This window comes from Bythopirellula sp., from assembly GCF_041737835.1.
Lineage (GTDB): Bacteria > Planctomycetota > Planctomycetia > Pirellulales > Lacipirellulaceae > Bythopirellula.
In genome coordinates this window covers 128,472-148,281 of record NZ_JBGSQY010000050.1, presented here as the reverse complement: position 1 = coordinate 148,281, position 19,810 = coordinate 128,472, and the positions used below count along the sequence as shown (strand labels likewise).

At 56.3% G+C, this 19,810-nt stretch carries 20 protein-coding genes and 1 tRNA gene; 17 read left to right on the top strand and 4 right to left on the bottom strand.

Annotated features, from left to right (window positions below):
• The first annotated feature begins 62 nt into the window (after positions 1-62).
• The gene (locus AC6T8Q_RS15975; protein WP_500680027.1) at positions 63-1,358 is read left to right on the top strand and encodes a Gfo/Idh/MocA family protein; all 1,296 of its coding nucleotides are present in this window, start codon (positions 63-65) and stop codon (positions 1,356-1,358) included.
• Positions 1,359-1,418: 60 nt separating this feature from the next.
• On the opposite strand, the gene AC6T8Q_RS15970 is transcribed toward AC6T8Q_RS15975, so the two are convergent.
• The 3 genes from AC6T8Q_RS15970 to AC6T8Q_RS15960 form a co-directional block, all read right to left on the bottom strand.
• Positions 1,419-3,065: a hypothetical protein gene (locus tag AC6T8Q_RS15970; protein WP_500680026.1), complete on the bottom strand. Its 1,647-nt coding sequence runs from the start codon at positions 3,063-3,065 to the stop codon at positions 1,419-1,421.
• Positions 3,062-3,832 (bottom strand): ABC transporter ATP-binding protein, encoded by a 771-nt coding sequence (locus AC6T8Q_RS15965; RefSeq protein ID WP_500680025.1) that lies wholly within the window; start codon positions 3,830-3,832, stop codon positions 3,062-3,064. The genes AC6T8Q_RS15970 and AC6T8Q_RS15965 overlap by 4 nt, the downstream gene beginning before the upstream one ends.
• 131 nt (positions 3,833-3,963) lie before the next feature.
• The gene (locus AC6T8Q_RS15960) at positions 3,964-4,944 is read right to left on the bottom strand and encodes a hypothetical protein (protein WP_500680024.1); all 981 of its coding nucleotides are present in this window, start codon (positions 4,942-4,944) and stop codon (positions 3,964-3,966) included.
• Positions 4,945-5,176: 232 nt separating this feature from the next.
• Here AC6T8Q_RS15960 and AC6T8Q_RS15955 point away from each other — a divergent pair, with 232 nt between their 5' ends.
• From AC6T8Q_RS15955 to AC6T8Q_RS15935, 5 genes are all read left to right on the top strand, one after another.
• Positions 5,177-6,175: a sugar phosphate isomerase/epimerase family protein gene (locus tag AC6T8Q_RS15955; RefSeq protein ID WP_500680023.1), complete on the top strand. Its 999-nt coding sequence runs from the start codon at positions 5,177-5,179 to the stop codon at positions 6,173-6,175.
• A 129-nt stretch (positions 6,176-6,304) separates the two neighbouring features.
• On the top strand, positions 6,305-7,630 hold the full coding sequence (locus AC6T8Q_RS15950; protein ID WP_500680022.1) for a hypothetical protein: 1,326 nt from the start codon (positions 6,305-6,307) through the stop codon (positions 7,628-7,630).
• A complete protein-coding gene (locus AC6T8Q_RS15945) occupies positions 7,631-7,783 on the top strand; it encodes a hypothetical protein (RefSeq protein ID WP_500680021.1) in 153 nt (50 codons plus the stop codon). It begins immediately after the preceding gene.
• A gap of 159 nt (positions 7,784-7,942) precedes the next feature.
• Positions 7,943-8,016, top strand: a tRNA-His gene (locus tag AC6T8Q_RS15940).
• 192 nt (positions 8,017-8,208) lie between these two features.
• The gene (locus tag AC6T8Q_RS15935) at positions 8,209-8,919 is read left to right on the top strand and encodes a hypothetical protein (RefSeq protein WP_500680020.1); all 711 of its coding nucleotides are present in this window, start codon (positions 8,209-8,211) and stop codon (positions 8,917-8,919) included.
• Between the two features lie 128 nt (positions 8,920-9,047).
• On the opposite strand, the gene AC6T8Q_RS15930 is transcribed toward AC6T8Q_RS15935, so the two are convergent.
• Positions 9,048-10,691, bottom strand: a complete 1,644-nt coding sequence (locus tag AC6T8Q_RS15930) for an esterase/lipase family protein (protein WP_500680019.1) — start codon at positions 10,689-10,691, stop codon at positions 9,048-9,050.
• A 427-nt stretch (positions 10,692-11,118) separates the two neighbouring features.
• Between AC6T8Q_RS15930 and AC6T8Q_RS15925 the strand changes: the two genes are divergently transcribed.
• The 11 genes from AC6T8Q_RS15925 to AC6T8Q_RS15875 all read left to right on the top strand — a co-directional run bounded on the left by AC6T8Q_RS15925 (position 11,119) and on the right by AC6T8Q_RS15875 (position 19,807).
• Entirely contained in the window at positions 11,119-11,685 is a 567-nt protein-coding gene (locus tag AC6T8Q_RS15925) for an RNA polymerase sigma factor (RefSeq protein ID WP_500680018.1), read from the top strand.
• Positions 11,678-12,088 (top strand): hypothetical protein, encoded by a 411-nt coding sequence (locus tag AC6T8Q_RS15920; RefSeq protein ID WP_500680017.1) that lies wholly within the window; start codon positions 11,678-11,680, stop codon positions 12,086-12,088. Before AC6T8Q_RS15925 ends, AC6T8Q_RS15920 begins: the two co-directional genes overlap by 8 nt.
• Positions 12,089-12,287: 199 nt before the next feature.
• Complete coding sequence (locus AC6T8Q_RS15915; RefSeq protein WP_500680016.1) at positions 12,288-13,298, top strand: type II secretion system F family protein; 1,011 nt, start codon at positions 12,288-12,290, stop codon at positions 13,296-13,298.
• Positions 13,299-13,306: 8 nt separating this feature from the next.
• The gene (locus AC6T8Q_RS15910; protein WP_500680015.1) at positions 13,307-14,509 is read left to right on the top strand and encodes a type II secretion system F family protein; all 1,203 of its coding nucleotides are present in this window, start codon (positions 13,307-13,309) and stop codon (positions 14,507-14,509) included.
• A 14-nt stretch (positions 14,510-14,523) separates the two neighbouring features.
• A complete protein-coding gene (locus AC6T8Q_RS15905) occupies positions 14,524-15,627 on the top strand; it encodes a type II secretion system F family protein (protein ID WP_500680014.1) in 1,104 nt (367 codons plus the stop codon).
• Between the two features lie 59 nt (positions 15,628-15,686).
• On the top strand, positions 15,687-16,052 hold the full coding sequence (locus AC6T8Q_RS15900; RefSeq protein WP_500680013.1) for a hypothetical protein: 366 nt from the start codon (positions 15,687-15,689) through the stop codon (positions 16,050-16,052).
• On the top strand, positions 16,049-16,558 hold the full coding sequence (locus tag AC6T8Q_RS15895) for a PulJ/GspJ family protein (RefSeq protein WP_500680012.1): 510 nt from the start codon (positions 16,049-16,051) through the stop codon (positions 16,556-16,558). Before AC6T8Q_RS15900 ends, AC6T8Q_RS15895 begins: the two co-directional genes overlap by 4 nt.
• The gene (locus tag AC6T8Q_RS15890) at positions 16,555-16,953 is read left to right on the top strand and encodes a hypothetical protein (RefSeq protein ID WP_500680011.1); all 399 of its coding nucleotides are present in this window, start codon (positions 16,555-16,557) and stop codon (positions 16,951-16,953) included. The genes AC6T8Q_RS15895 and AC6T8Q_RS15890 overlap by 4 nt, the downstream gene beginning before the upstream one ends.
• Before the next feature lie 4 nt (positions 16,954-16,957).
• Complete coding sequence (locus AC6T8Q_RS15885) at positions 16,958-17,857, top strand: DUF1559 family PulG-like putative transporter (RefSeq protein ID WP_500680010.1); 900 nt, start codon at positions 16,958-16,960, stop codon at positions 17,855-17,857.
• A gap of 148 nt (positions 17,858-18,005) precedes the next feature.
• Complete coding sequence (locus AC6T8Q_RS15880; protein WP_500680009.1) at positions 18,006-18,671, top strand: CerR family C-terminal domain-containing protein; 666 nt, start codon at positions 18,006-18,008, stop codon at positions 18,669-18,671.
• On the top strand, positions 18,668-19,807 hold the full coding sequence (locus AC6T8Q_RS15875; RefSeq protein WP_500680008.1) for an ABC transporter permease: 1,140 nt from the start codon (positions 18,668-18,670) through the stop codon (positions 19,805-19,807). Before AC6T8Q_RS15880 ends, AC6T8Q_RS15875 begins: the two co-directional genes overlap by 4 nt.
• Positions 19,808-19,810: the final 3 nt, after the last annotated feature.

Here is a 19,810-nt window from a genome sequence, read left to right as displayed (position 1 = left end):
TCATTTGCCCACCGTTTTGTCTACGATGAAGAGATTGCCCGTCGCTCTTCGTAGGTTGTTTCATGTCGCAGTTCACTCGTCGTCATTTTCTCGGCACGCTTTCCACCGGAGCCCTCGCCACGGGTTTGCTGACGACTCCGCGCGCCTGGGCCAATTCGGCAAGTGAACGCTTTCGCATTGGCGTGATCGGCAGCGGCAACCAAGGGAACGTCCACTATCGCGCGCTCTCGCAACTGACTGGCGCCGAGATTGCCTATGTATGTGACGTCGATGAAGAGCGGCTGGCTAAAGGAAAAGAAACGACCGGCGCGCAAGGAGTGACCGACATCCGGCGTGTGCTGGATGACCCTAACATCGATGGCGTTACGCTCGCCCTCCCCGATCATTGGCACGTGCCAGCGGCATTGTTGGCTCTGGAAGCCGGCAAACATGTGTATGTCGAAAAGCCGGTCTCGCACAATTTCCGCGAAGGCCAATTGTTGATCGATGCCGCGCAGAAGTCCGGCAAAGTCGTGCAGCACGGCACGCAAGCGCGTAGCTCGGCCGGCATTCAAGAAGCCATCAGCCACTTACGCAACGGCCTCATCGGCGACGTGCTTATTGCGAAGTGCTGGAATTGGCAGACGCGCAATTCGATTGGCCATGCCAACCCGACCCAGCCGCCCGCGAATGTTGATTACGACACGTGGGTTGGCCCCGCCGAGTGGATGCCGTACCAGAAGAATCGCTTTCACTACGATTGGCACTGGTGGTACAACTTCGGCGCGGGCGATCTGGGGAACGACGGCGTTCATGAAATGGATTACGCCTTGTGGGGACTTGGCGTGACCGGCGCGCCGAAACGGATCTCGGGAATGGGGGGCGTTTATTTCTTCAACGACGACCGCCAATGGCCCGACACGCAGCAAGTCACGTTTGAATACGAAACCCCCGCCGGGCCGCGGATGCTCGTTTACGAGCAACGCCTGTGGTCCAATAGCTACCCTTACAACGTCGATTCGGGCGCTGAATTCTACGGCAGCAAGGGAAAGCTTTTCGTCAGCAAGCGCGGCAAGTTCGACGTGTTTGACGATCAAAAAAATCGCGTGCAGGTGAAACTCGACGGCGTGGTTAAACCCGAAGTCGCCAATCACATGCAAAATTGGATCGACACCGCCAAGAACGGAAAAACCCCCAACGCCCCGCTGGAAGTGGCTACTCAGACCGCCAGTGCCATTCACCTGGGCAACATCTCGACGCGGCTCAAGCGATCGCTCGTCTTCGATGGCGAAACAATCATCGACGACGCGGAAGCCAACGACCTGCTCGGGCGCAAATACCGCGCCAAAGGGCATTGGTCGGTTCCGAAGATGAGCTGACTGGCGATTACCGCTACTTCTTCTCCGCGGCCAAGCCCAAGCAGATAGGCATGCTTGGCTTCACTCGAGCGACGACCAACGGGCCTGCTCCACTGAGCGATTCATAAGGAAGTACAAAAGAATCGCAATACAAGTTTCCGCGGCCACGAATTGCCAGAACCATTCCCCACGCCAAGCCCACAGCGCCAAACCTGATAGCGCCATCGAAATCATCATCGTGACAAAGATGCTCGCTCCACGCCCCGCTGACTTGGCTTCCTCCGTGGGTTGAGAAAGGGGCACGGCATGGCCACGCAAGTTGGGAACGATGGCAAATACCGGGATCGCGATTATCGATGGCAGGACCAGATACCAGGGCATGGTCGAACGCATAAAATACAGCAGCACTCCCAAGACGAGCAGCAAAGGAACCGTCGTAAAACAAAGTATCGCTTTGCGGCCACCATGGCACAGCGGAGCAGGCCCAGCTAGCGGGGCCGCGCGAAACATATCGGCCGCTTGCCAGTTTTGCGAATACTGCAACATATTGAGCGCCAACAACGGCAACAGCCCGAGATAGCCAAACGCGATTGCCAGACCAAAGCCGCTGGCTTCGCGATCCCCGCCGCGAGCGTCTTGAAAGATCATCATAAAGGGAATCACGAGAATGGGTGCCAGCCCGGGATAGAGACGCAGCTTCACATCGCGGTCGCGAACCAAATACGCGGCGGATAACAGAAAGGAAGCGCGTTCAACCGGATCGCGCAGCCACCATCGCAGCGGCGGTGCATTTACCAACTTGGCTAACAATCGTTGCTTGGCAATTACGCTTTTGCGTTTGGGTGCCGTTTCGTTGAGCGTCTGAAGTCCGATTTCATAGTCACCGGCCAACTTACCGAAGCACAACCAGAGCACCGTGAGCGTTGCCACAATCGCCACCAGTCCGTAGACCCAGGAGCGTGCCACACCACTTCCCGCGAGGGCATCGTCGATTCCAGCAAACCAAACTGGCGGCAACAACAACGGCCACCACGATTCGGTCGTCGCGATGTCGGACCCATCCAAACGAAACAACACGCGCGGCACGATCTGCCCACCGATCACGGCGGTAATCGAAATCAGCACTTGCGCGGTTGTCATCATGCCATCGAGCCGCTCGCGGCCAAACCACCGCAGGCAAAGCTGATAGACCATGATCACGCACGACGTTGTGAAGAGTGCTTCTAGCACCAACGAAAAGGCATGCACGAACGGAAACCGCCAGTCCCCCTCGGGCGAGATGACACCCACGACGAACCCGGCGAGATTCACCGCCAGGGCGAGCCACAGCGAAACTTCCACAAGCACGCGAATTTTGGCCCACAGCAAATCTCGCGGCTGAATCGGGCGGTGCATCAAGATATCGGCTTCTTCCCGATTGAAAAGAATCTCCCCCGCCGACGACGCCACGAACATACCGAGAAAGATAAACGTCATGGCGTGCAGCCAGGCACTCAGCACCATGATGGACTGCGCTCGGAACGCCAGCACGATCAGGCCCACTAATGCATACAGCAACAGCGTAAGAAATAGCTTTCGACCGACGGATTTGGGCGCCGATTGAACCTGCAAACCTCGCGCACTGCGGCCACGCAAAAACAACGTGAGAAACAATGTGCGCAGCGCTCGCGTCGGAGAAACTGAGTTCTCTTGATCGGGATATCGCAACTGGGAATCGGCCTGGCTCATGGCAGGAAGGTCTTCGCAAAATCTTGGGCCCGACGTTCCAATTCATTGCCACCCGTCAGTTCGGTGAACAGTTTTTCCAAGGTTCCACTGTTGTGACTGGCAACTAGTTCGTCGGGCTTGCCGTCGATCAAGAGTTTTCCTTTGTCGATGATCAGCACCCGATGGCAGACGCGCTCCACCACGTCGAGGATGTGCGAACTGTAGACGATGGTTTTCCCTTCGCTGGCCAGCGTTTGAATGAGCGTCTTAAAACCGACGGCCGCGTTGGCATCCAAGCCATCCAAGGGTTCATCGAAAAAGACCACCGGCGGATTGTGCAGCAGGGCCGCCGTGATCACGACTTTCCGCCGCATCCCTTTGGAATACGCACCCAAAAGTTTGTCTGTGAGTGTTTCAAAACTGAGATCAAAGAACGCGAGAAACTGGCGAATCCGTTCTCGGGCCGCTTCGGCGGGGATTCCGTAAAGGGCGGCCACCATTTCCAGGTATTCGAGCCCCGTGAGCGATTCAAACACGGCTCCCGATTCCGGCACGAAGCCGACGTTGCGCTTGACGTTGATCGGATCGTTTTGCAGATCGAATCCACAAATCGTCGCTCGACCTCCGGAAGGAGTAATCATGCCGGTGAGCATTTTGAGCGTCGTCGATTTCCCTGCGCCGTTGGGCCCCAGAAAGCCCACGATCTGACCGCCGGGGATCTCGAAAGAAAGATTATCGACGGCCAGCTGCGAGCCAAACCGTTTCGTAAGGTTGCTGACCGAGATCACGGTGAAGGACTTCCGAGGATTGAGCTGATGATTGGGTGGCACCCATCATACCAAGCTCGCAGCCCTGATGCCCACTACAGCTTGCTTCAAAATCGATGCAAAGAACCGGACGCTAGCGCGTGGCGGCTGATTTATTTCGCAGGACGACTATCGGGGCCGTATTGCGTTCCCCACAGAAACGGCGTGCCACGATCGTCGGTTCGCAGTTCACACGCCAAATGGGCCTGACTGAATATCCGATCGATGGCCCCCTTGAGATACGTCTTCTTGGCCGGCACTTTCACTGACACCTTGGCGGGATCGATCTCGAGTTTCGTTAGCATATAGTCATCCATGATCACAGGCACGGTCAGTCGGGGTGCCAACGCTTCTAGCGCCGTCGTCAGCGTGTAGCCTTCGATTTCAATCGTGAGTGGTTCATAGAGCTTCGGCACAAGCTGGCGGGGCGAACCCTCGACCTTCCAACCAATCGGCCAAGTTTCTTTATCGCGCTCATACGGCTCAATCACCAACTGCAAGCCACCGGGAATATGTTCGGGCCGCATGGCGAGATTGTCGCGGCGCAGTGCGATCGCCAAAGCCGTCCCCGCGGCGAGGGTTTCCATTTCCATCGGCAACGGCTTGCCCCCCTGAAGCATCAGCTCCGCCGGGGTGGTCACTTTGATCGGCAAGCGGAACCTTGTGCGGCAATGGGCTACAAGGTCTCCCGTTGTTTTGCCTTCGGTTGTTATCACGATTGGCTTGGCGAGGTCGGCGAGCACCGTGTGAAACTCTTGCTCAGTGAGCCGAAACGGCCCGCGGACAATTCCTTCTTCCACGATCTGCGTGGGGAGGTTCTCAAAGTATTCGCGCAGCTCACTCAGCTGGCTAACCCGAAACTTGCGTTGCGGCACGATGAGTTCGTCTGTTTTGGTGAGCACCGCGATGACCGAAACCCGCGTCCCTTGTTCATTCATGGTCGTCGCAGGTTTTTCGTCGCCGCGTGCGGAACGAATCTGCACGTGATCGAGCCCCAGCTTGCCCAACCGTTCCGCCCATTCCTGCGGCGCAGTAATCGGCACACCGGGAGCCATCGCCACCTCGATGTCGATGGCCACCTCAGCAGCGGACATAACATTGCACACGCATAACACCAAGCAAAGCCAAAGGCAAACTTTTGCTATCACACTTTTCATATCAAATAAACTCTGCGTAACAGGCAAATTGACCATAGACAATTATAGCTCTTACTCCGCGCCCTCCGTGTCTCCGTGGTTTATTGCTTTTTTCCGCCGAGTTGCCATCCGTTTGAAATTTGCGACAATGCGTGCTTCTCATCCCCTAGGCACATAGGAGCTACCGTTCATGGCACGTCCCGTCACTCTGTTCACCGGTCAGTGGGCCGATTTGCCGCTCGATGATATGGCCCGCAAGGCTCGCGAGTTTGGTTACGACGGTTTGGAACTCGCCTGCTGGGGAGATCATTTCAACGTCGCCGAAGCGATGAGTGACGAAGGCTACGCCGATGCCAAACGCGAACAGCTCGACCGGCATGATCTGCAATGCCTGGCCATCAGCAACCACTTGGTTGGTCAAGCGGTGTGTGATGTGATTGATTCGCGTCACAAGTCGATTCTGCCAGAGCATGTGTGGGGCGATGGCAATCCCGCGGGCGTCAACAAACGTGCCGCCGAGGATATGAAGAACACAGCCCGCGCGGCGCAGCGATTTGGCGTGGAAGTTGTGAACGGTTTCACCGGCTCGGGGATCTGGCCTTATCTGTATTCGTTCCCCCCTGTGCCGGAATCGACGATCGAAGCGGGCTTCGCGGAGTTCGCCACGCGTTGGAATCCGATTCTCGACGTCTTCGGCGAATGCGGCGTGCGATTCGCCTTGGAAGTTCATCCCACGGAAATCGCGTTCGATATTTACACCGCGCATCGCGCGCTCGATGCGATCGGACATCGCGAAGAGTTCGGCTTCAATTTCGACCCCAGCCATCTGTTGTGGCAAGGTGTTGATCCCGTGGAGTTCATTCGCGAATTTCCGGATCGCATTTATCACGTGCATATCAAAGACGCGATTGTCACGCTCAACGGCCGTAGCGGCATTCTGTCGAGCCATTTGAATTTCGGCGATGCACGACGGGGTTGGGACTTCCGCTCACCCGGTCGTGGCAGCGTGAACTTCGAGGAAATCATCCGCGCGCTCAACGATATCAACTACGCGGGCCCCTTGAGTGTCGAATGGGAAGACGCTCGCATGAACCGCGAACATGGTGCCCGCGAGGCCTGCGATTTTGTGAGAAAAACCGACTTCGCCCCCTCGAACGTGGCGTTCGATGCGGCCTTTGCCGACAAATAACGCAACCGGCGGCATGCTACAATTGAGGTGTTCATTGCCCTGCCGCTAAGCTGCAAGCGGCCGCTTGCGGCTTAGCAGCAGGTTTCATCTTTATTGAGCGCTGAATTGAAGTTTCCGCTATCAATTTTTGTGACCCTGTTGATGGCGCTCACCTTACGCGCTGCGTCCCCAGCGGGCGAAGTTGTTTTTGTCGTTCCCGACATTTACTCCCAAACGCAACCCCGCCAAGTCACTCCCCAAAGCCGTCAACAAGCGGACGAAAGTTTCGCCCAGGCTCGCGAATTCAGCAAGCAAGGCGACGTCGGTGCCGCGCTGCGTGCCGCGGCGCGAACTTTGATGTTCGACCCCAATCATGCCGACGCTCGCCGGGTATTGGGTTATGAAAAAGACGGCGATCAGTGGGCGGGAACTTATTCCATCCGTCAAATGAAAGATGGTTTCATCTGGCATCCGAAATTCGGTTGGATCGCTGCCGAGGATGCTCCTCAATACGAAGCGGGCCAGCGCAAAATCGGTAAGCGCTGGATCACCGCCGAGGACGATGCCAAGCGTCACGCGACGATCGACGACGGCTGGCGGGTGCGCACCGATCATTTTCAAGTCACGACCGACCATAGCCGCGAAGCCGCCGCAGAACTTGCTTCGCGTTTAGAAGGGATCTACCAAGCTTGGCTGCAATTGTGTGGTGCTTATTTGATCGAACCGGCGGAACTCGAAAAACGCTTTACGGGGAAAGAGTCTTCCAGCTATCGAGGCAAACCCTTCCAGGTTGTCTATTATCGTACCCGCGATGAATATAATGATGCGCTCATCCGTCAGCAGGCTCAGATTGCCAAGACCTTGGGTATCTACTTCGACAACACCCGCACGCTGCATTTCTTTGCTGGCGAAGATCAAAGCCCGGGTACGATCACCCATGAAGCGGTTCATCAGTTTTTCCAAGAGTCGACCAAGTCGGCGCGCAACGTCGGTGGGCTCGCCAACGCTTGGATTCTGGAAGGGATCGCTTGCTATTTTGAATCGCTCACGCCGGTGCAGCTCGCCGCAGAGCTGCAAGCATTCTCCGTCGGCACCCCCGACACGGGCCGACTCGCAGCCGCGTACAAGAATGCGATCTGGGACGGCTTTTACATTCCGCTGGAAGAGCTCACGCGGCTGGGTACGTCCGACCTCCAGCGCCGCAGCGACATCGCCAAACTGTACAGCCAATCCGCCGGACTCGCCACGTTTTTCATGCACTACCGCGACGGCCTGTATCGCCCTGCCCTGATGGAATATTTGCGGCTCGTCTATGCAGGCCAAGACAAACCGACTACCCTCGAAGAAGTTACGGGGGTCGGCTACGCGGAACTCGATGCCCAATACCACGAGTTCCTAAAAAGCCTGGCCGCCCCTGCCAATTTGCCCCCACGAGCCACCTTACCGCGAACATCTGCCGACAAGGAGAACTCTTAAATGTTGACGATGCCCCTGCTGACAACAACCGTGTTGGCAATGCTAGCCCACGTGACCCCCCAGGAAGCCCCGGCCGGCATGCTGCTGTTTGTAGCAGGCATGGTCGTCGGCACGCTCCTGACGGCGGCGATTTTCAAGTTCCGTGCTCGTTAGAATGCCGTCTGTGGCTGGCCTCCGAAAATATGGCTGACTTCCGAACTGTGGCTGACCTGTGAGGTCGGAAACGACCGAGGTCACAGACCTCAGCCACAGAACTTGCTCGCCGGTTGACCAGCACAACCTTGGGCAGTAGGATCGTTTGATTCTCTTGTGGTGGCTGTAGTTCAGTTGGTTAGAATGTCGGATTGTGATTCCGAAGGTCACGGGTTCGAATCCCGTCAGCCACCCTCTATTACCGTGGTGTCCTAACTGGTTCTATCTTAGGCACACGGGGTTGATAAGCTCAAGTAAGCCCGTTTTAGCCCCTTATCTTGGACAAGATCGGCCGCAAATGAAGGCGCTTCTGAAGTCCAACGGGATTAGAATCTCGGACAAAGTAAGTGTTCAACCTTTTACACCTTCTCTATCGGCGCATCTTCATGTCATATCGACTTGTGATTTTGCCTGTCATACTAGCGCTCGGATGCTCTGATAGCTCATCGTATTCAATTGTTGGCCTTGAAGAAAAGAACATACCTGCGCAAGGAATTCAGCATAGGTGCCCGCGTGTAGTTGTACTTGAGCCTGAAAGCAAACAACAAGTTGAAGTTGCGCTCCGCGATATCTATCAGAACTACAAGCAGGAAATAGAAGGTCTGCAACCGGATGCACCACACAAACGAATCAGCATCCTGTTATATGACAGCGTAGCTGATGCTGAAGACCACGATGGCTACCACATTTGTCATGTAACAGGTAACAGCATTGCCGGTCCTATACTTCCGGAATGGGAAGATGTGGAAATCGACTGGAAATGGCGCGATCCTAAATATCGCCCGACTCCCGATCAACTAAAGCTTTTCACAGAATACTGGCGCGGACAGAATCAAGCATTTAAGGATGGCGAGTCGCTATATTTTGAGGCAAAAGGGAACAACACTTGGACCCTTGAGGATCAGCCGGGTATTGAGAAAAGTAAGAAAGCTGAAGTAATCAAAGTAGTTCAAGCGTTATGTAAACGCAACGGAATGAGCCAAGCGGAACTAGGGCGCGAAATGGCTTATGTATGGTTATGGAAGCTTGGCGAACAGCCTACTGACGAGCGGGTTAAAGAATGGTCGGATGATTTTCACAAAGATTGGACAGAATGATTTACTAGATCATGTATCTCGATTTCGCCGTAGATTTTTCAAGGTCATAGCCCCAAAAAGACACGAAAAGTAATCGCCTTTTTGTGTCTTATCGTGCTTCTCGTGGCCAACTACGAAACCTCGCGTCTCTACCGCAGCATCCCCGCGTGCTGGCGCAAAATGCGGGCGACCTCGTTGATTGATTCCGGATCGCGATGCAGTTCTTCATGCACCGTGGGCACGAAGAGCTCGCTTTCGCCGCAATGCCGCGCGCTTGAGACCGCCACCACGCCGTCGCCCGGTTCGGGTGCGAAGTAGCCCCCACCGGTTCCGATGATTGAATGGATGTGCGTCGCGGGATTGATCGGCATATTGGCGAGCCCCGCGAGAAACGGGCTGTCGGGTTCGAGCATCGCTATCGAAGTGGGTGGCTCTCGGCTGAAGTCCGGTCGGAAGACATCTTGATTGCTTTCGACAATCTCTTGAAACTCAGCGACTTCGTTGGAATTGAACGACACCAAGGCGTTGCCAATCCGTCCCGCCACGCGGACTGTGAGCTGGCTGCCGCGGTGGGGTGTGCCGATAAAGATGACTCGCTTCACGTAGGGCACTGGCTCGAAGAACAGGTTCTCCGCGAAGCGTTGCTTGACGACAGCCGTAGCACGCAAAGCGGCAAACGGCTGCTGGGCGATGCGTCCCCAAAATTGGTCGTTCGAGGACGTGATCTGCGTCTTCGCCACCAAGCCCCCCAGACTGTGGCCGATTAACACCATGTTGTTCATGGCTTCGTCGTTGCCAAACGGATCGTAAGCCATGCGAGCCAACAGCAACTGTTGACGAAGGGCCGTCATGGAGTTGAGCAGGCTCCCGCCGGTTGGATAACGAAAGACCCAAAACTGATAGCGGGCATAGAGATCGTGTTGCGCACGCAATTCGTTGAGCATGTCGGCCCAGGTGGTCGGGTCGGAATATAGTCCGTGAATCAAGACCACGGGGATCTTGCCGCGTTGGTAGGGTTCCAACATAAACAGTTGCGGCTGGACCGACGTATCGTTAGGCGATGTAAAGCCCCGTAAATACTGACGGGGATTTTCGTTGATCTCCCTGGCCAAAGGGGCCGTTAAATCACGAGCCAGCGGCAGAACATAACCACCCCAGCGGACTTTGTCGTACTCGAGCGGGTTGTACAACTCGAGCACGAAACCGCTCGATCCCATTGCTACTTGCTGGTATCCACTTTGGGGAGGTTTCAGAACAGCCGTCGCGGCAAACGGTTGTCGATCGCGGGCGAACACCAGCGGCTGGGGGGTGACTCGCTCGGCAATCAGCGGCAAGCCGATTCCGGCGGTGATGTAGTGATTGGCGATTTCATTGTTTTGTTCGTAGCGAGCAGGCAGCAGCAACGTAAAGTCCGTCGGCTGCCAGGCAAAACCGAAATAGCGGATCGGCAGAACACGCGCCCCGCCATTGAGCAAGATGCCGCGACGTTGGGGATCGAGCCTGGCGTATCGCTGGCTGCTATCGATTAAACCTGCGAGCGCTTGGGCGTAGATTTCTTCAATATCGCTCACCCCTGTGATTGTCGCCGAGTAGCGCCGCATCAGGTGGGCTGTTTGGGCGGCCGCTTCAAAATAAAAGTCGACAGCCGTGGCATCGCCAAGTCGGTCCAGGCGTTCCGCCTCGGCCAGCGCATCCGCAGCTTGCATGGGATCGGCAATCGGTAGAGCCTGACCCAGCGCAAGATCAGCCGACGCGACGAACAGACTGACCATCCCCAAGAGAGATGGAAACAAGCGGTGCCAGGGGCGTGTGCGGAGGGGATGCATTGCATCTGGGGGGAGGGAAGCAAGCGGGGAGGCGGCCAATCCAAAGATACCACGCGATTAGTGCCTGCACGCTTAGCTACCAAGTCGATAGAGATCACTCGCGAACCTGATAACCGTCAAACATTTCGTAGCTTTACATTCGACATCGAGTTCATGGGAGCAACGAAAAGGGTTGAGCGATGCATGAACGGTTTAGGTAAAGTTTGCTAGGCACCGCTGGCTTGCAATTGATGGCCACGAGAAACAAGAAAAGGCGCGGAAATGAGTGGCTTTTGTGGCTTCTTGTGTTTTTCGTGGCGATTTCTCCCGGAAAACACGGCATCGGGACGATGCCGGCTAACATTTTTCCGATTTCACTAGACAAAATCCTGTCCCGGGTGCATCGTGACGGTTGATGGATAACAGCGTTAACTTTTCTGATCAGGTTCGTTCCTGCGCAGTCCGCATGACGGAAAGCGGCGTGGCTGCGCTGGCTGGTTTGTTTGATCTCACCTCGCAGCGGCTGGTTCGCTATGCCGCGACGATCACCCGCAACCAGCATGATGCCGAAGATTCTGTGCAGGCCGCACTGGTGCGCGTGGCTGGCAATACGAGCCATCTCCGCGAGGCTGATGCTCCCTGGCCTTATCTGTTGCGAATGGTTCGCAACGAAGCGCTGCAAATCATTCGCCGCAAGAAACGTTGGGGCCTCATTGCCAACCTTTCCGATTTGCTCACCGGCCGGCTCGTCGATGAAGTCGAACGCGAAGAATCGCATCGGGCCGTCTGGACCGCTTTGCGAACTCTTCCCACCGAGCAGGCCGAAGTTGTCGTGCTCAAAATCTGGGAAGACATGACGTTCGCCGAGATCGGCAAGGTGTTGGAAATTTCCACCTTCACCGCTGCGAGCCGCTATCGCTATGCGATGGCGAAGCTCACGCAAAAGCTTACGGCCGCGCACGTGGAGTTGGTTCATGAGTAATCCAGAAAATAATCCCTTCGAGAATGGTCGGGATCGCCGCGAACGCCAAGCCTTCGCCGCGGTCGAATCGCTGGTCCGCGCGGCCGGTAACTATGTTCAACCCAGCGACGACTTGCGGCCTAGCACGCTCGAAGCGGCCCGCCGCTCAACGAGCTTACGCCGCTGGAACAAGCGCCTCGCGGGAATCGCCGCGCTGGTGGTTGTGCTGGCGGTCGGCAACATCCCCGGGCGATTTATCCCCGAACCGGCGGATTCGACGCTGGCGCATCAGACGGTCACCCGCGAGTTTGAGCTTCGTCAGGAATCGGCCAAGGAAATGGGTGTCACGTTCAACCCCGCCTGGGCCTGGGTCGAAGCCTTCTTCGAGCTGCGCAATAAGCAGGCGAATCTGATCAACGACTGATTTTATTAGGCAAGTCAGGCCCGCCGCGGCATCACTCTTGTGGAACATCTCCCACAAGCCCCAACCTGTCATCCCGAGGGATCTGGTTCGCAGCACCTTTTCGCATTGAAAACGTGCCAAGATTGAAGCCAGATTCCTCAGTTGCTTAGGCTCCTTCGGAATGACAGCTGTCGAAATCTGCACGTTGACGCGCCGCCTCATGAACGAAGTCACCCTCGAAGAAATCTTTGCCCTCAACGAAGAGCTCGCCGCGCTGGATGAGGCGGGCGTTCCCATCGAGCTGGGCGATCCGACCCAAACGACGCGGGAAGCGCTCGCCAAGATCAATGCGCGGCTTGCACTCCGCAGCAGTTTGGGCCAGCCGATCCAAGGAGCGCTCACCGAGGAAGTGGAATTCCCACCGATGTATCAGCATGCCCTGCTGGCAGGGTTGGAATCGAATCAATTGCCGCTCGCGCTCGACGGGGTGAGTCGCCAGCCGATCGCCTGGGACGACATACGCAACACGTTGGGCCAGGCGCTCGTGCAGCCACTGGTGATTCTGGCACTGGCGTATTGTGGATTCATTTTCTTGTGCCTCCGCTATGCCCCCACGCTGGAATCGATCTACGAACAAATCCGCGTAACGCCCAGTTGGGGTTTGCAACTCTTGCTGTTGGGTCGCGCATGGATGTTCGTCTGGGTGCCGCTCGTGCCGTTGTTGGTTGTGGCGGGAATCTATTCCTGGCAGCGACAAACCAATCCGCATAAGCCGTGGCTGCCCGGTTCGCAGCGTTACTTCGCGACCGTGACCCGGTCGGTCTTCGCCGAGCAAGTCGCCAGCTTGCTTGAAGCGGGTGTCCCCTTGCCGCACAGTTTGCGGCTCGCAGGGAAATCCTCCAACGATTCTGAACTCATCGCGGCCAGTGAAGCGCTCGCCACGGCGCAGGAAAACAATCAGCCGCTATCCGCCGTTGACGAAGTCCGCTTGAACGCGTTTCCGCCCTTGCTGAGGTGGGCACTCACCGGCAACTTGGGGGGCGAGCCCTTGCCAGAAGTTTTGCGATTCATTGCCGAAACCTACCGTCAATCCGCCGAGCGGCAATCCGGTGTTTGGCACTTCACCCTGCCGACGCTGATCGGCGCGTTCCTCGGCGGTTTGATCGTGCTCTTTTATTGCTTGAGTTTGTTCGGACCGTACGTCCAAATGCTGCACACCCTGGCCTATTGATTCCTGCGATGCCTCATTTCACCTATCAAGCCTTGACCGCCGACGAAGAGCTCCGCACGGGAGAACTCTTCGCCACGAGCGCAGCCGCGGCCCTCGCTGAGTTAGAAGCTCAAGGACTTGCGGTGCTGTTGATTCGCAAGATCGAAGCCCCCAGCATCGAACGGTCGAGCCTATCGCCCATGCCGGTTCCTTTCGCTGCGACCGCGGGGGAACAAATCTTCCGTCAGCGCGTAGGCGAACTCTTGGAACATCGCAACGTGCTGGCCCCCGCGTTGACGGCGTTTGCCGAAGAGATGCCACGTGGCCGCGCGCGAAAGGAACTTGAGCAACTCACGACTCAAATGCAATCGAGCGCCACTGCCGCGGAAATGACACAATCGCCGCAGCAAATCCGAGCTTGGCTGCCGCTGTTGGCGAGTGGACCCACGATCGGCACGAAGCGCTTGCAAGAGGTCTTCGCCGAAGCCGATCGCGACCTTGCCAATCGTGCCCAACTCACTCGCAGTTTGGCCTATCCGACAACCGTGTTCTTGATCTCGGTCGCAGTCTTGGCGTTCTTAAGCTTCGCGGTCGTCCCCACGTTTAAGAATATCTTCGATGACTTTGGTCTGGACTTGCCCTTGATCACCCGGGTGATGCTCTTCTTCTCTTCGTTGTTGCTCTACCAGCCATTCCAATTTCTTACCTTGGCTGCCGTCGTGACTTTCATCCTCTATGTCGTTGTGCGAGTGGTGCGCAACTGGATCTTCCCCAGCCGCATGCTTGGGCTTTTTTTCGACGGCAATTCACAGCAAGTCGGCGAGATGGCACGGTACGTCCGGCAACTCACTGAAGCGCTGAAAGCCGAGATCCCGTTGCCAGATGCCTTGCAACTTGTCGGCAAGACGAGCCCCCATCGTTGGCTGCAACAGGAATCTCAAGAGTTAGCGAGCGTGCTCGTAGCCGACTCGAACGATGTAACACGGCTCCGCCGTTCGTCGCTCCCGGCGACGGTTGTGTATGCATTGCAGGCTGGCCCCGAAGGTGGTCCGCACATCCCCCTGTTGCAAACCTTGGCCGATGGATATGCGGAGCGTGTCCGCAATCGTTTGCGATTGTCGACCGGATTCCTGCCGCAACTTGCCATCATCTCCATCGGACTGGTCGTGGCCATCGTGGTGTTTGCGTTGTTTATTCCCTTGGTGATGTTGGTTAACGGTTTAACAGGTTAAGCGAAATTCTCACCATGATTGAACACTTTCCAACATTTCAGCGGCTGGCGCATTTCGAGTTTCGCTACTCTCCGTGGAAGTGCATGCCTTGGTGGCCAGCGGATACACTTGCCGCGAGACAGAAATCGCTGCTGAAAATTCTCGCCGTAGCTGCCGCCGAACAATTGGAGGCCGCGCCCCTTGTGGCCAACTTGGCCATCGAACATCGCGGCAGCTACAAACGACGACTCCGCCGCTTGTCCCAACGACTCTACGTCGGCACGCTCTTGGCTGATGCGATTGAACAAACGCCCGGCGTGCTTTCCGACGACGATGCCTTGGCCATCCGCTTTGGCGAACAGTCGGGCATTCTCCCGGCAACATTGGTCGATCTGATCAACAAGCCCGATCAAGCTCAACTGCGAATTAGAACTCGTTTGCGCCAGGTTGTGGTCTATTCGCTGTTGACGCTCGCCGTGATGGCCAGTGTACTGACCTTTTTGATGATCAAAATCATCCCCAGCCTGAATGCCATTTTTAATGACTTTGAATTGGACCTTCCCCGCATCAGCCTGTTCGTCATCGCCGCCAGTGATGGGATCGTCAACTATTGGTGGCTGCTGGCAATTCCGGGAATCGCGCTGGTGTGGTTTTGGAAATCGGAACGGCTGAAACGCTATGTCCGTCGTCATGTCACCGGGCGGCTCATCAAACCATTGGCACAGTTGCGGTCGATCAATGTGCTGAATCTGTTGGCGGGAAATGCCCGCGCGGGCCGACCGCTCGCCGGCGCAATTTCTACGCTTGCCCGCTATCACTTTGATGGCCGGATCCGTCAGAAGCTGCTCTTCGTGCGCAATGAAATGGAACAAGGGGCCGACCCCTGGGAGAGCATGTCCCGTGTGCAACTCATCGCGCCAGCTGAAGCCCGAGCCCTGCAAGTGGCGACTTCCTCGGAATCGCGCAGTTGGACGCTCAATCGGTTTGTGGAACTCAAACGGGGCCGCGTCGAACGCCGGCTGGAAATGTATCTGTCGCTGTTGCAACCCGCGGCCACACTGCTGATCGCCGTCGTCGTCCTCGTGATCGCGATTGGATGTCTCGCTCCCATTTTTGAGTTAACTTGGGCTCTCACGTGATGAAAGCGTTTATGCACAGGCCGATCAACACAACTCGTAACGTTCGCTCTGGCTTAGCCATGACGGAGCTTGTCGTCGCGGCAGGGCTTTTGATCACGGCCTTGTCACTGCTCGCCACTTTGTCGTTCCGCAGCGGAAAACTGTGGCAAGATTCGCAGCACTACAAGCTCGCCGCCGATGAACTTACCAATCAATTGGAGCGACTCACACTGCTTGATGAAGCCACGCTGGACGAAGCCTTGGGCAACCTGGACGTCACGCCGGCGATTAAAGCCACTTTGTCAGATGCCAAGTTGTCAGGCAGCAAGATCGTGGATGAGTTTGGGCCTCGCATCGTGCTGGAAATCAATTGGGACCGTGCGGGCAAGCCTGAGCCCCTGCGACTGGTGGGTTGGCTCAATAAATTGTCGGAGGAAGCACCATGAATAAACGACGCGGCTTTACGCTTGTTGAAATGTCTGCCGCGATGGCAGTGAGCACGGTGCTGTTGACACTTGCCACCGGCGCGGTGCATCGGGCTATGCGAATTGATAGCGATTGTCGCGAGCAAGCCGACACGATGCGGTCGCTGACTCGCTTGTCGCATGATCTTCGCCGCGATGCTCATGAAGCCCAATCGGCCAAACTGACACAAGAGCCTTTGGGACTCGACTTCCTGATGCCCAACGAACGAGTCGTTCGTTACACCATCGCCGACACTGAATTCATTCGCGAATCGGAAATCCCCGACGAACAAACGCAACGCGAGTTTTACAAGAAGCCCGCCGATTATCACGCGACCATCACAACTACCGCCGCACCGGAAATGCTGGATTTGCAAGTGACTCGCGAAACAAAAGTTGCCAACGAACCGCCAAAAATGGTGCTGCACATCACGGCCCACATTGGCCGTTTCGCGCGGCTCGTTACTGGCTTGGGAGGCACGCCATGACGCAGCGCCGCCGCCGACAATCCGGTCTGATTCTGATTTGCGTGCTCGCGTGCCTCGCCATCGTGATGGGAATCGCCGCGTCGATGCTCAAGACGGCGCTCGCCGCACGACACGCTGCCCGTCAAGAACTTAAGCTCAGCCAAACCGAGTTTCTCTTGGCCGCGGGTGTGCAACGCGCGGTACGGCAACTGACTGAGGATGAAGACTACTCCGGCGAAACCTGGGAACTCACCAGTAAAGCGATCCCGGGCATCGAAACCGCCCTGGTAGAAATCGATGTTGAAGCTTCTACCAATGACGAGCCCGCGCAAGTCCATGTCATCGCACAACTCCCCGCTGATTCTCCTCAATCGATTCGGCGTTCGTACACATTATCACTCATTCGAGAGGAATAGATCCATGAACACAAAATCCCATCATTCACGGCAAGGCTTTACGCTCGTCGAACTTTTGGTTGTGATCGCCATCATTGGCATACTCGTTTCACTTTTGTTACCAGCGGTGCAAGCAGCCCGCGAGGCCGCGCGGCGATCCTCATGCACCAACAACTTGGCCCAGTTGGGGCTTGGCGTACACAATTATGAATTCGCCGTTGAACATCTTCCGGCGGGGGTGATCAATCCCGAAGGCCCAATTCGCAGCGAAGCCGATGGGCAGCATGTGAGTTGGCTCGTGCAGATTCTGCCGTACATCGAAATGGATACGGCCTATCAAGCCTTCGATATCGAAGCGGGGGCGTACGCGCCGGTCAATGCACCCGTACGGGCCGTCCCAGTTGACGTTTTTACTTGCCCCTCATTTCCGGGAAATGAACTTCCCGAAGACAAGCTCGCGGCGGTCAGCACTTACGCCGGTTGTCACAACGATGTTGAGGCCCCCATCGATGCCGACAATCATGGCTTGTTGTTTCTCAACAGCGCGATTCGCTATACGGACATAAAGGATGGAAGTTCGCAGACGCTTTTGCTTGGCGAAACTCGCGACGAGAACACGTTAGGTTGGGTCAGTGGCACGCGTTCCACGCTCCGCAACACAGGCAAGCTCAACGCGCGGCGGTGGCGGCGCGATGAGCCAGAAATTGGCCCGCTGGAAGAGGGCGGATTGAGAGGTAATCGCCCCGGCACGGGTGTAGCTGTTGACCGCCCTCTGGAAGTGGGTGGATTCAGCAGCGCCCATCCGGGTACGGTGCAAACGGTTTTGGCCGACGGATCGGTGCATTCACTCACCGAGGACACCGAACCCGAAATCCTCCGGCAACTTGGCCATCGTGCAGACGGCACCCTGCAAAGCCGGTACTAAGCCATTTCACCGGCTTATTCCCCCCACCAGTGGCATGGCTGCTGGTGGTTTTCTGCAATTCGGATTAACTCAGCGTTGCCTCTGCGGTTACCAATGATACAATTGATTGAAACAGATGTTTTAATCGCATGTTTTACATCGCAAACCAATGTCTGACAATGACTTAGAATCGACCCAACGACGCATTATCGAAGCAGCCGGCATTATGTTTGCCGAGCGAGGCTTCGAGAGCACCACCGTTCGGGACATCTGCCAGGAAGCCGGCGCTAACCTCGCGGCGGTCAATTATCACTTTGGCGACAAGGAACGGCTCTACATCGAAACGGTGCTGCGAGCCCATCGGTGGTGCATCGAAAAGGTCAAGCTACCGGGCTGGGATGAAACGACCCCTGCGACGCAGAAGCTGGCAGACTTCATCATTACGTTCTTCGGCCGGGTGCTGAGCGATCCCGGCGACGTTTGGCAGCCACGGCTCGTGCTGCGTGAAGTCTTGCACCCGACCGCCGCGTGCGCCGAACTTGCCCGCTCTAGTATTCGGCCCGAGTTTGAAATTCTCAACGGCATCTTGCGCGAGCTGTTACCGGATGATATTTCCGAAGAAGAGCTCCACCTGACGGCCTTCAGTATCGTTGGCCAATGTTTGTTTTACTTTTTTGCCGACGGTGTGATCCGCAGCTTAATTGTTGCTGACGAATATGCATCGCATGACGTGGAAAAACTCGCCAGACACGTGACCAATTTTTCACTCGCGGCGATCCAAGCTCGGGCGAATGCTCATCAACCTGCTGCGTTGCTTGAGGAGGTCGAGCGATGAACTGGATCGCCCTGAAAATGCTGACCGGCAATCAAGGCAAATACCTGGGCATCATCCTGGGAATTGCCTTCGCCACGCTGTTGATCGCGCAGCAAACATCGATCTTTTGTGGACTGATGCTGCAAACGAGCGGACAGATTCGCGATATCCAGGGGGCCGACATCTGGGTCATGGACGGCAACGTGCAATTCATTGACGACGTTAAGCCGCTTTCCGATAGCGATCTCTATACCGTGCGTGGTGTGCCTGGCGTGGCTTGGGCCGTGCCATTGTACAAGGGTCTCACTCGTTCGCGCTTGGAAGATGGCAATTTCCAGCAAACGATTTTGCTCGGCCTCGACGATGCCACGCTGGTGGGCGCGCCGCCTGACATGATGATCGGCAGCGTGTTCGATCTACGCAGGCCCGACGCCGTGATCATGGATTACGAAGGTTATCAATTGTTGTGGCCCGGCGAAGAACCGCACATCGGCAAACGATTTGAAATGAATGACAAGGAAGCCGAGATCGTCGGCATCTGTCGTTCGAGCCGCACGTTCCAGACATTTCCGGTGGTTTACACCCGATATTCGCAAGCCTTGCAGTTTGTCCCTCCCGAGCGCAAGGTCCTTTCCTTTGTGCTCGCCGACGTGACCGAAGGTTCGGACGTCGACGAAGTTTGCCGACGGATCGAAAAGCAAACCGGCATGCGAGCGCTGACCGGCAAACAATTTGAATGGGTCACCATGGATTATTTCATGCGGAAGACCGGCATCCCTTTCAACTTCGGGATTACGGTCGCGCTCGGATTTATCGTGGGCACGGCCATCGCTGCGCAAACCTTTTATCTGTTCACCATTGAAAACATCAAACAGTATGGCGCACTTAAAGCGATGGGGGCCGGTAATCTGATGCTGCTCAGCATGATCCTGCTGCAGGCTCTGTTGGTGAGCTTCATCGGTTTTGGCCTGGGAATTGGTGGGGCCACTTGGTTTGGCATTGTTGCCAATGCGCCCGGTTCGCGGTTGGCTTTCTACATGCCCGCCGAAGTGTTCATCGGAACAGCCGTTGCCGTGGGGGCAATTAGCATCCTGTCCAGCTTGTTGAGCATGTACCGCGTGATGGTCGTTGAACCGGCCGTCGTGTTCCAAGGATAAGCA

What these genes read in the sequence shown, in the direction of transcription:
- AC6T8Q_RS15975 (WP_500680027.1), top strand. Translation starts at nt 63, where the DNA reads ATGTCGCAGTTCACTCGTCGTCATTTTCTCGGCACGCTTTCCACCGGA.
- AC6T8Q_RS15970 (WP_500680026.1), bottom strand. Translation starts at nt 3,065, where the DNA reads ATGAGCCAGGCCGATTCCCAGTTGCGATATCCCGATCAAGAGAACTCA.
- AC6T8Q_RS15960 (WP_500680024.1), bottom strand. Translation starts at nt 4,944, where the DNA reads ATGTCCGCTGCTGAGGTGGCCATCGACATCGAGGTGGCGATGGCTCCC.
- AC6T8Q_RS15955 (WP_500680023.1), top strand. Translation starts at nt 5,177, where the DNA reads ATGGCACGTCCCGTCACTCTGTTCACCGGTCAGTGGGCCGATTTGCCG.
- AC6T8Q_RS15945 (WP_500680021.1), top strand. Translation starts at nt 7,631, where the DNA reads ATGTTGACGATGCCCCTGCTGACAACAACCGTGTTGGCAATGCTAGCC.
- AC6T8Q_RS15935 (WP_500680020.1), top strand. Translation starts at nt 8,209, where the DNA reads ATGTCATATCGACTTGTGATTTTGCCTGTCATACTAGCGCTCGGATGC.
- AC6T8Q_RS15925 (WP_500680018.1), top strand. Translation starts at nt 11,119, where the DNA reads ATGGATAACAGCGTTAACTTTTCTGATCAGGTTCGTTCCTGCGCAGTC.
- AC6T8Q_RS15920 (WP_500680017.1), top strand. Translation starts at nt 11,678, where the DNA reads ATGAGTAATCCAGAAAATAATCCCTTCGAGAATGGTCGGGATCGCCGC.
- AC6T8Q_RS15915 (WP_500680016.1), top strand. Translation starts at nt 12,288, where the DNA reads ATGAACGAAGTCACCCTCGAAGAAATCTTTGCCCTCAACGAAGAGCTC.
- AC6T8Q_RS15910 (WP_500680015.1), top strand. Translation starts at nt 13,307, where the DNA reads ATGCCTCATTTCACCTATCAAGCCTTGACCGCCGACGAAGAGCTCCGC.
- AC6T8Q_RS15905 (WP_500680014.1), top strand. Translation starts at nt 14,524, where the DNA reads ATGATTGAACACTTTCCAACATTTCAGCGGCTGGCGCATTTCGAGTTT.
- AC6T8Q_RS15900 (WP_500680013.1), top strand. Translation starts at nt 15,687, where the DNA reads ATGACGGAGCTTGTCGTCGCGGCAGGGCTTTTGATCACGGCCTTGTCA.
- AC6T8Q_RS15895 (WP_500680012.1), top strand. Translation starts at nt 16,049, where the DNA reads ATGAATAAACGACGCGGCTTTACGCTTGTTGAAATGTCTGCCGCGATG.
- AC6T8Q_RS15890 (WP_500680011.1), top strand. Translation starts at nt 16,555, where the DNA reads ATGACGCAGCGCCGCCGCCGACAATCCGGTCTGATTCTGATTTGCGTG.
- AC6T8Q_RS15885 (WP_500680010.1), top strand. Translation starts at nt 16,958, where the DNA reads ATGAACACAAAATCCCATCATTCACGGCAAGGCTTTACGCTCGTCGAA.
- AC6T8Q_RS15880 (WP_500680009.1), top strand. Translation starts at nt 18,006, where the DNA reads ATGTCTGACAATGACTTAGAATCGACCCAACGACGCATTATCGAAGCA.
- AC6T8Q_RS15875 (WP_500680008.1), top strand. Translation starts at nt 18,668, where the DNA reads ATGAACTGGATCGCCCTGAAAATGCTGACCGGCAATCAAGGCAAATAC.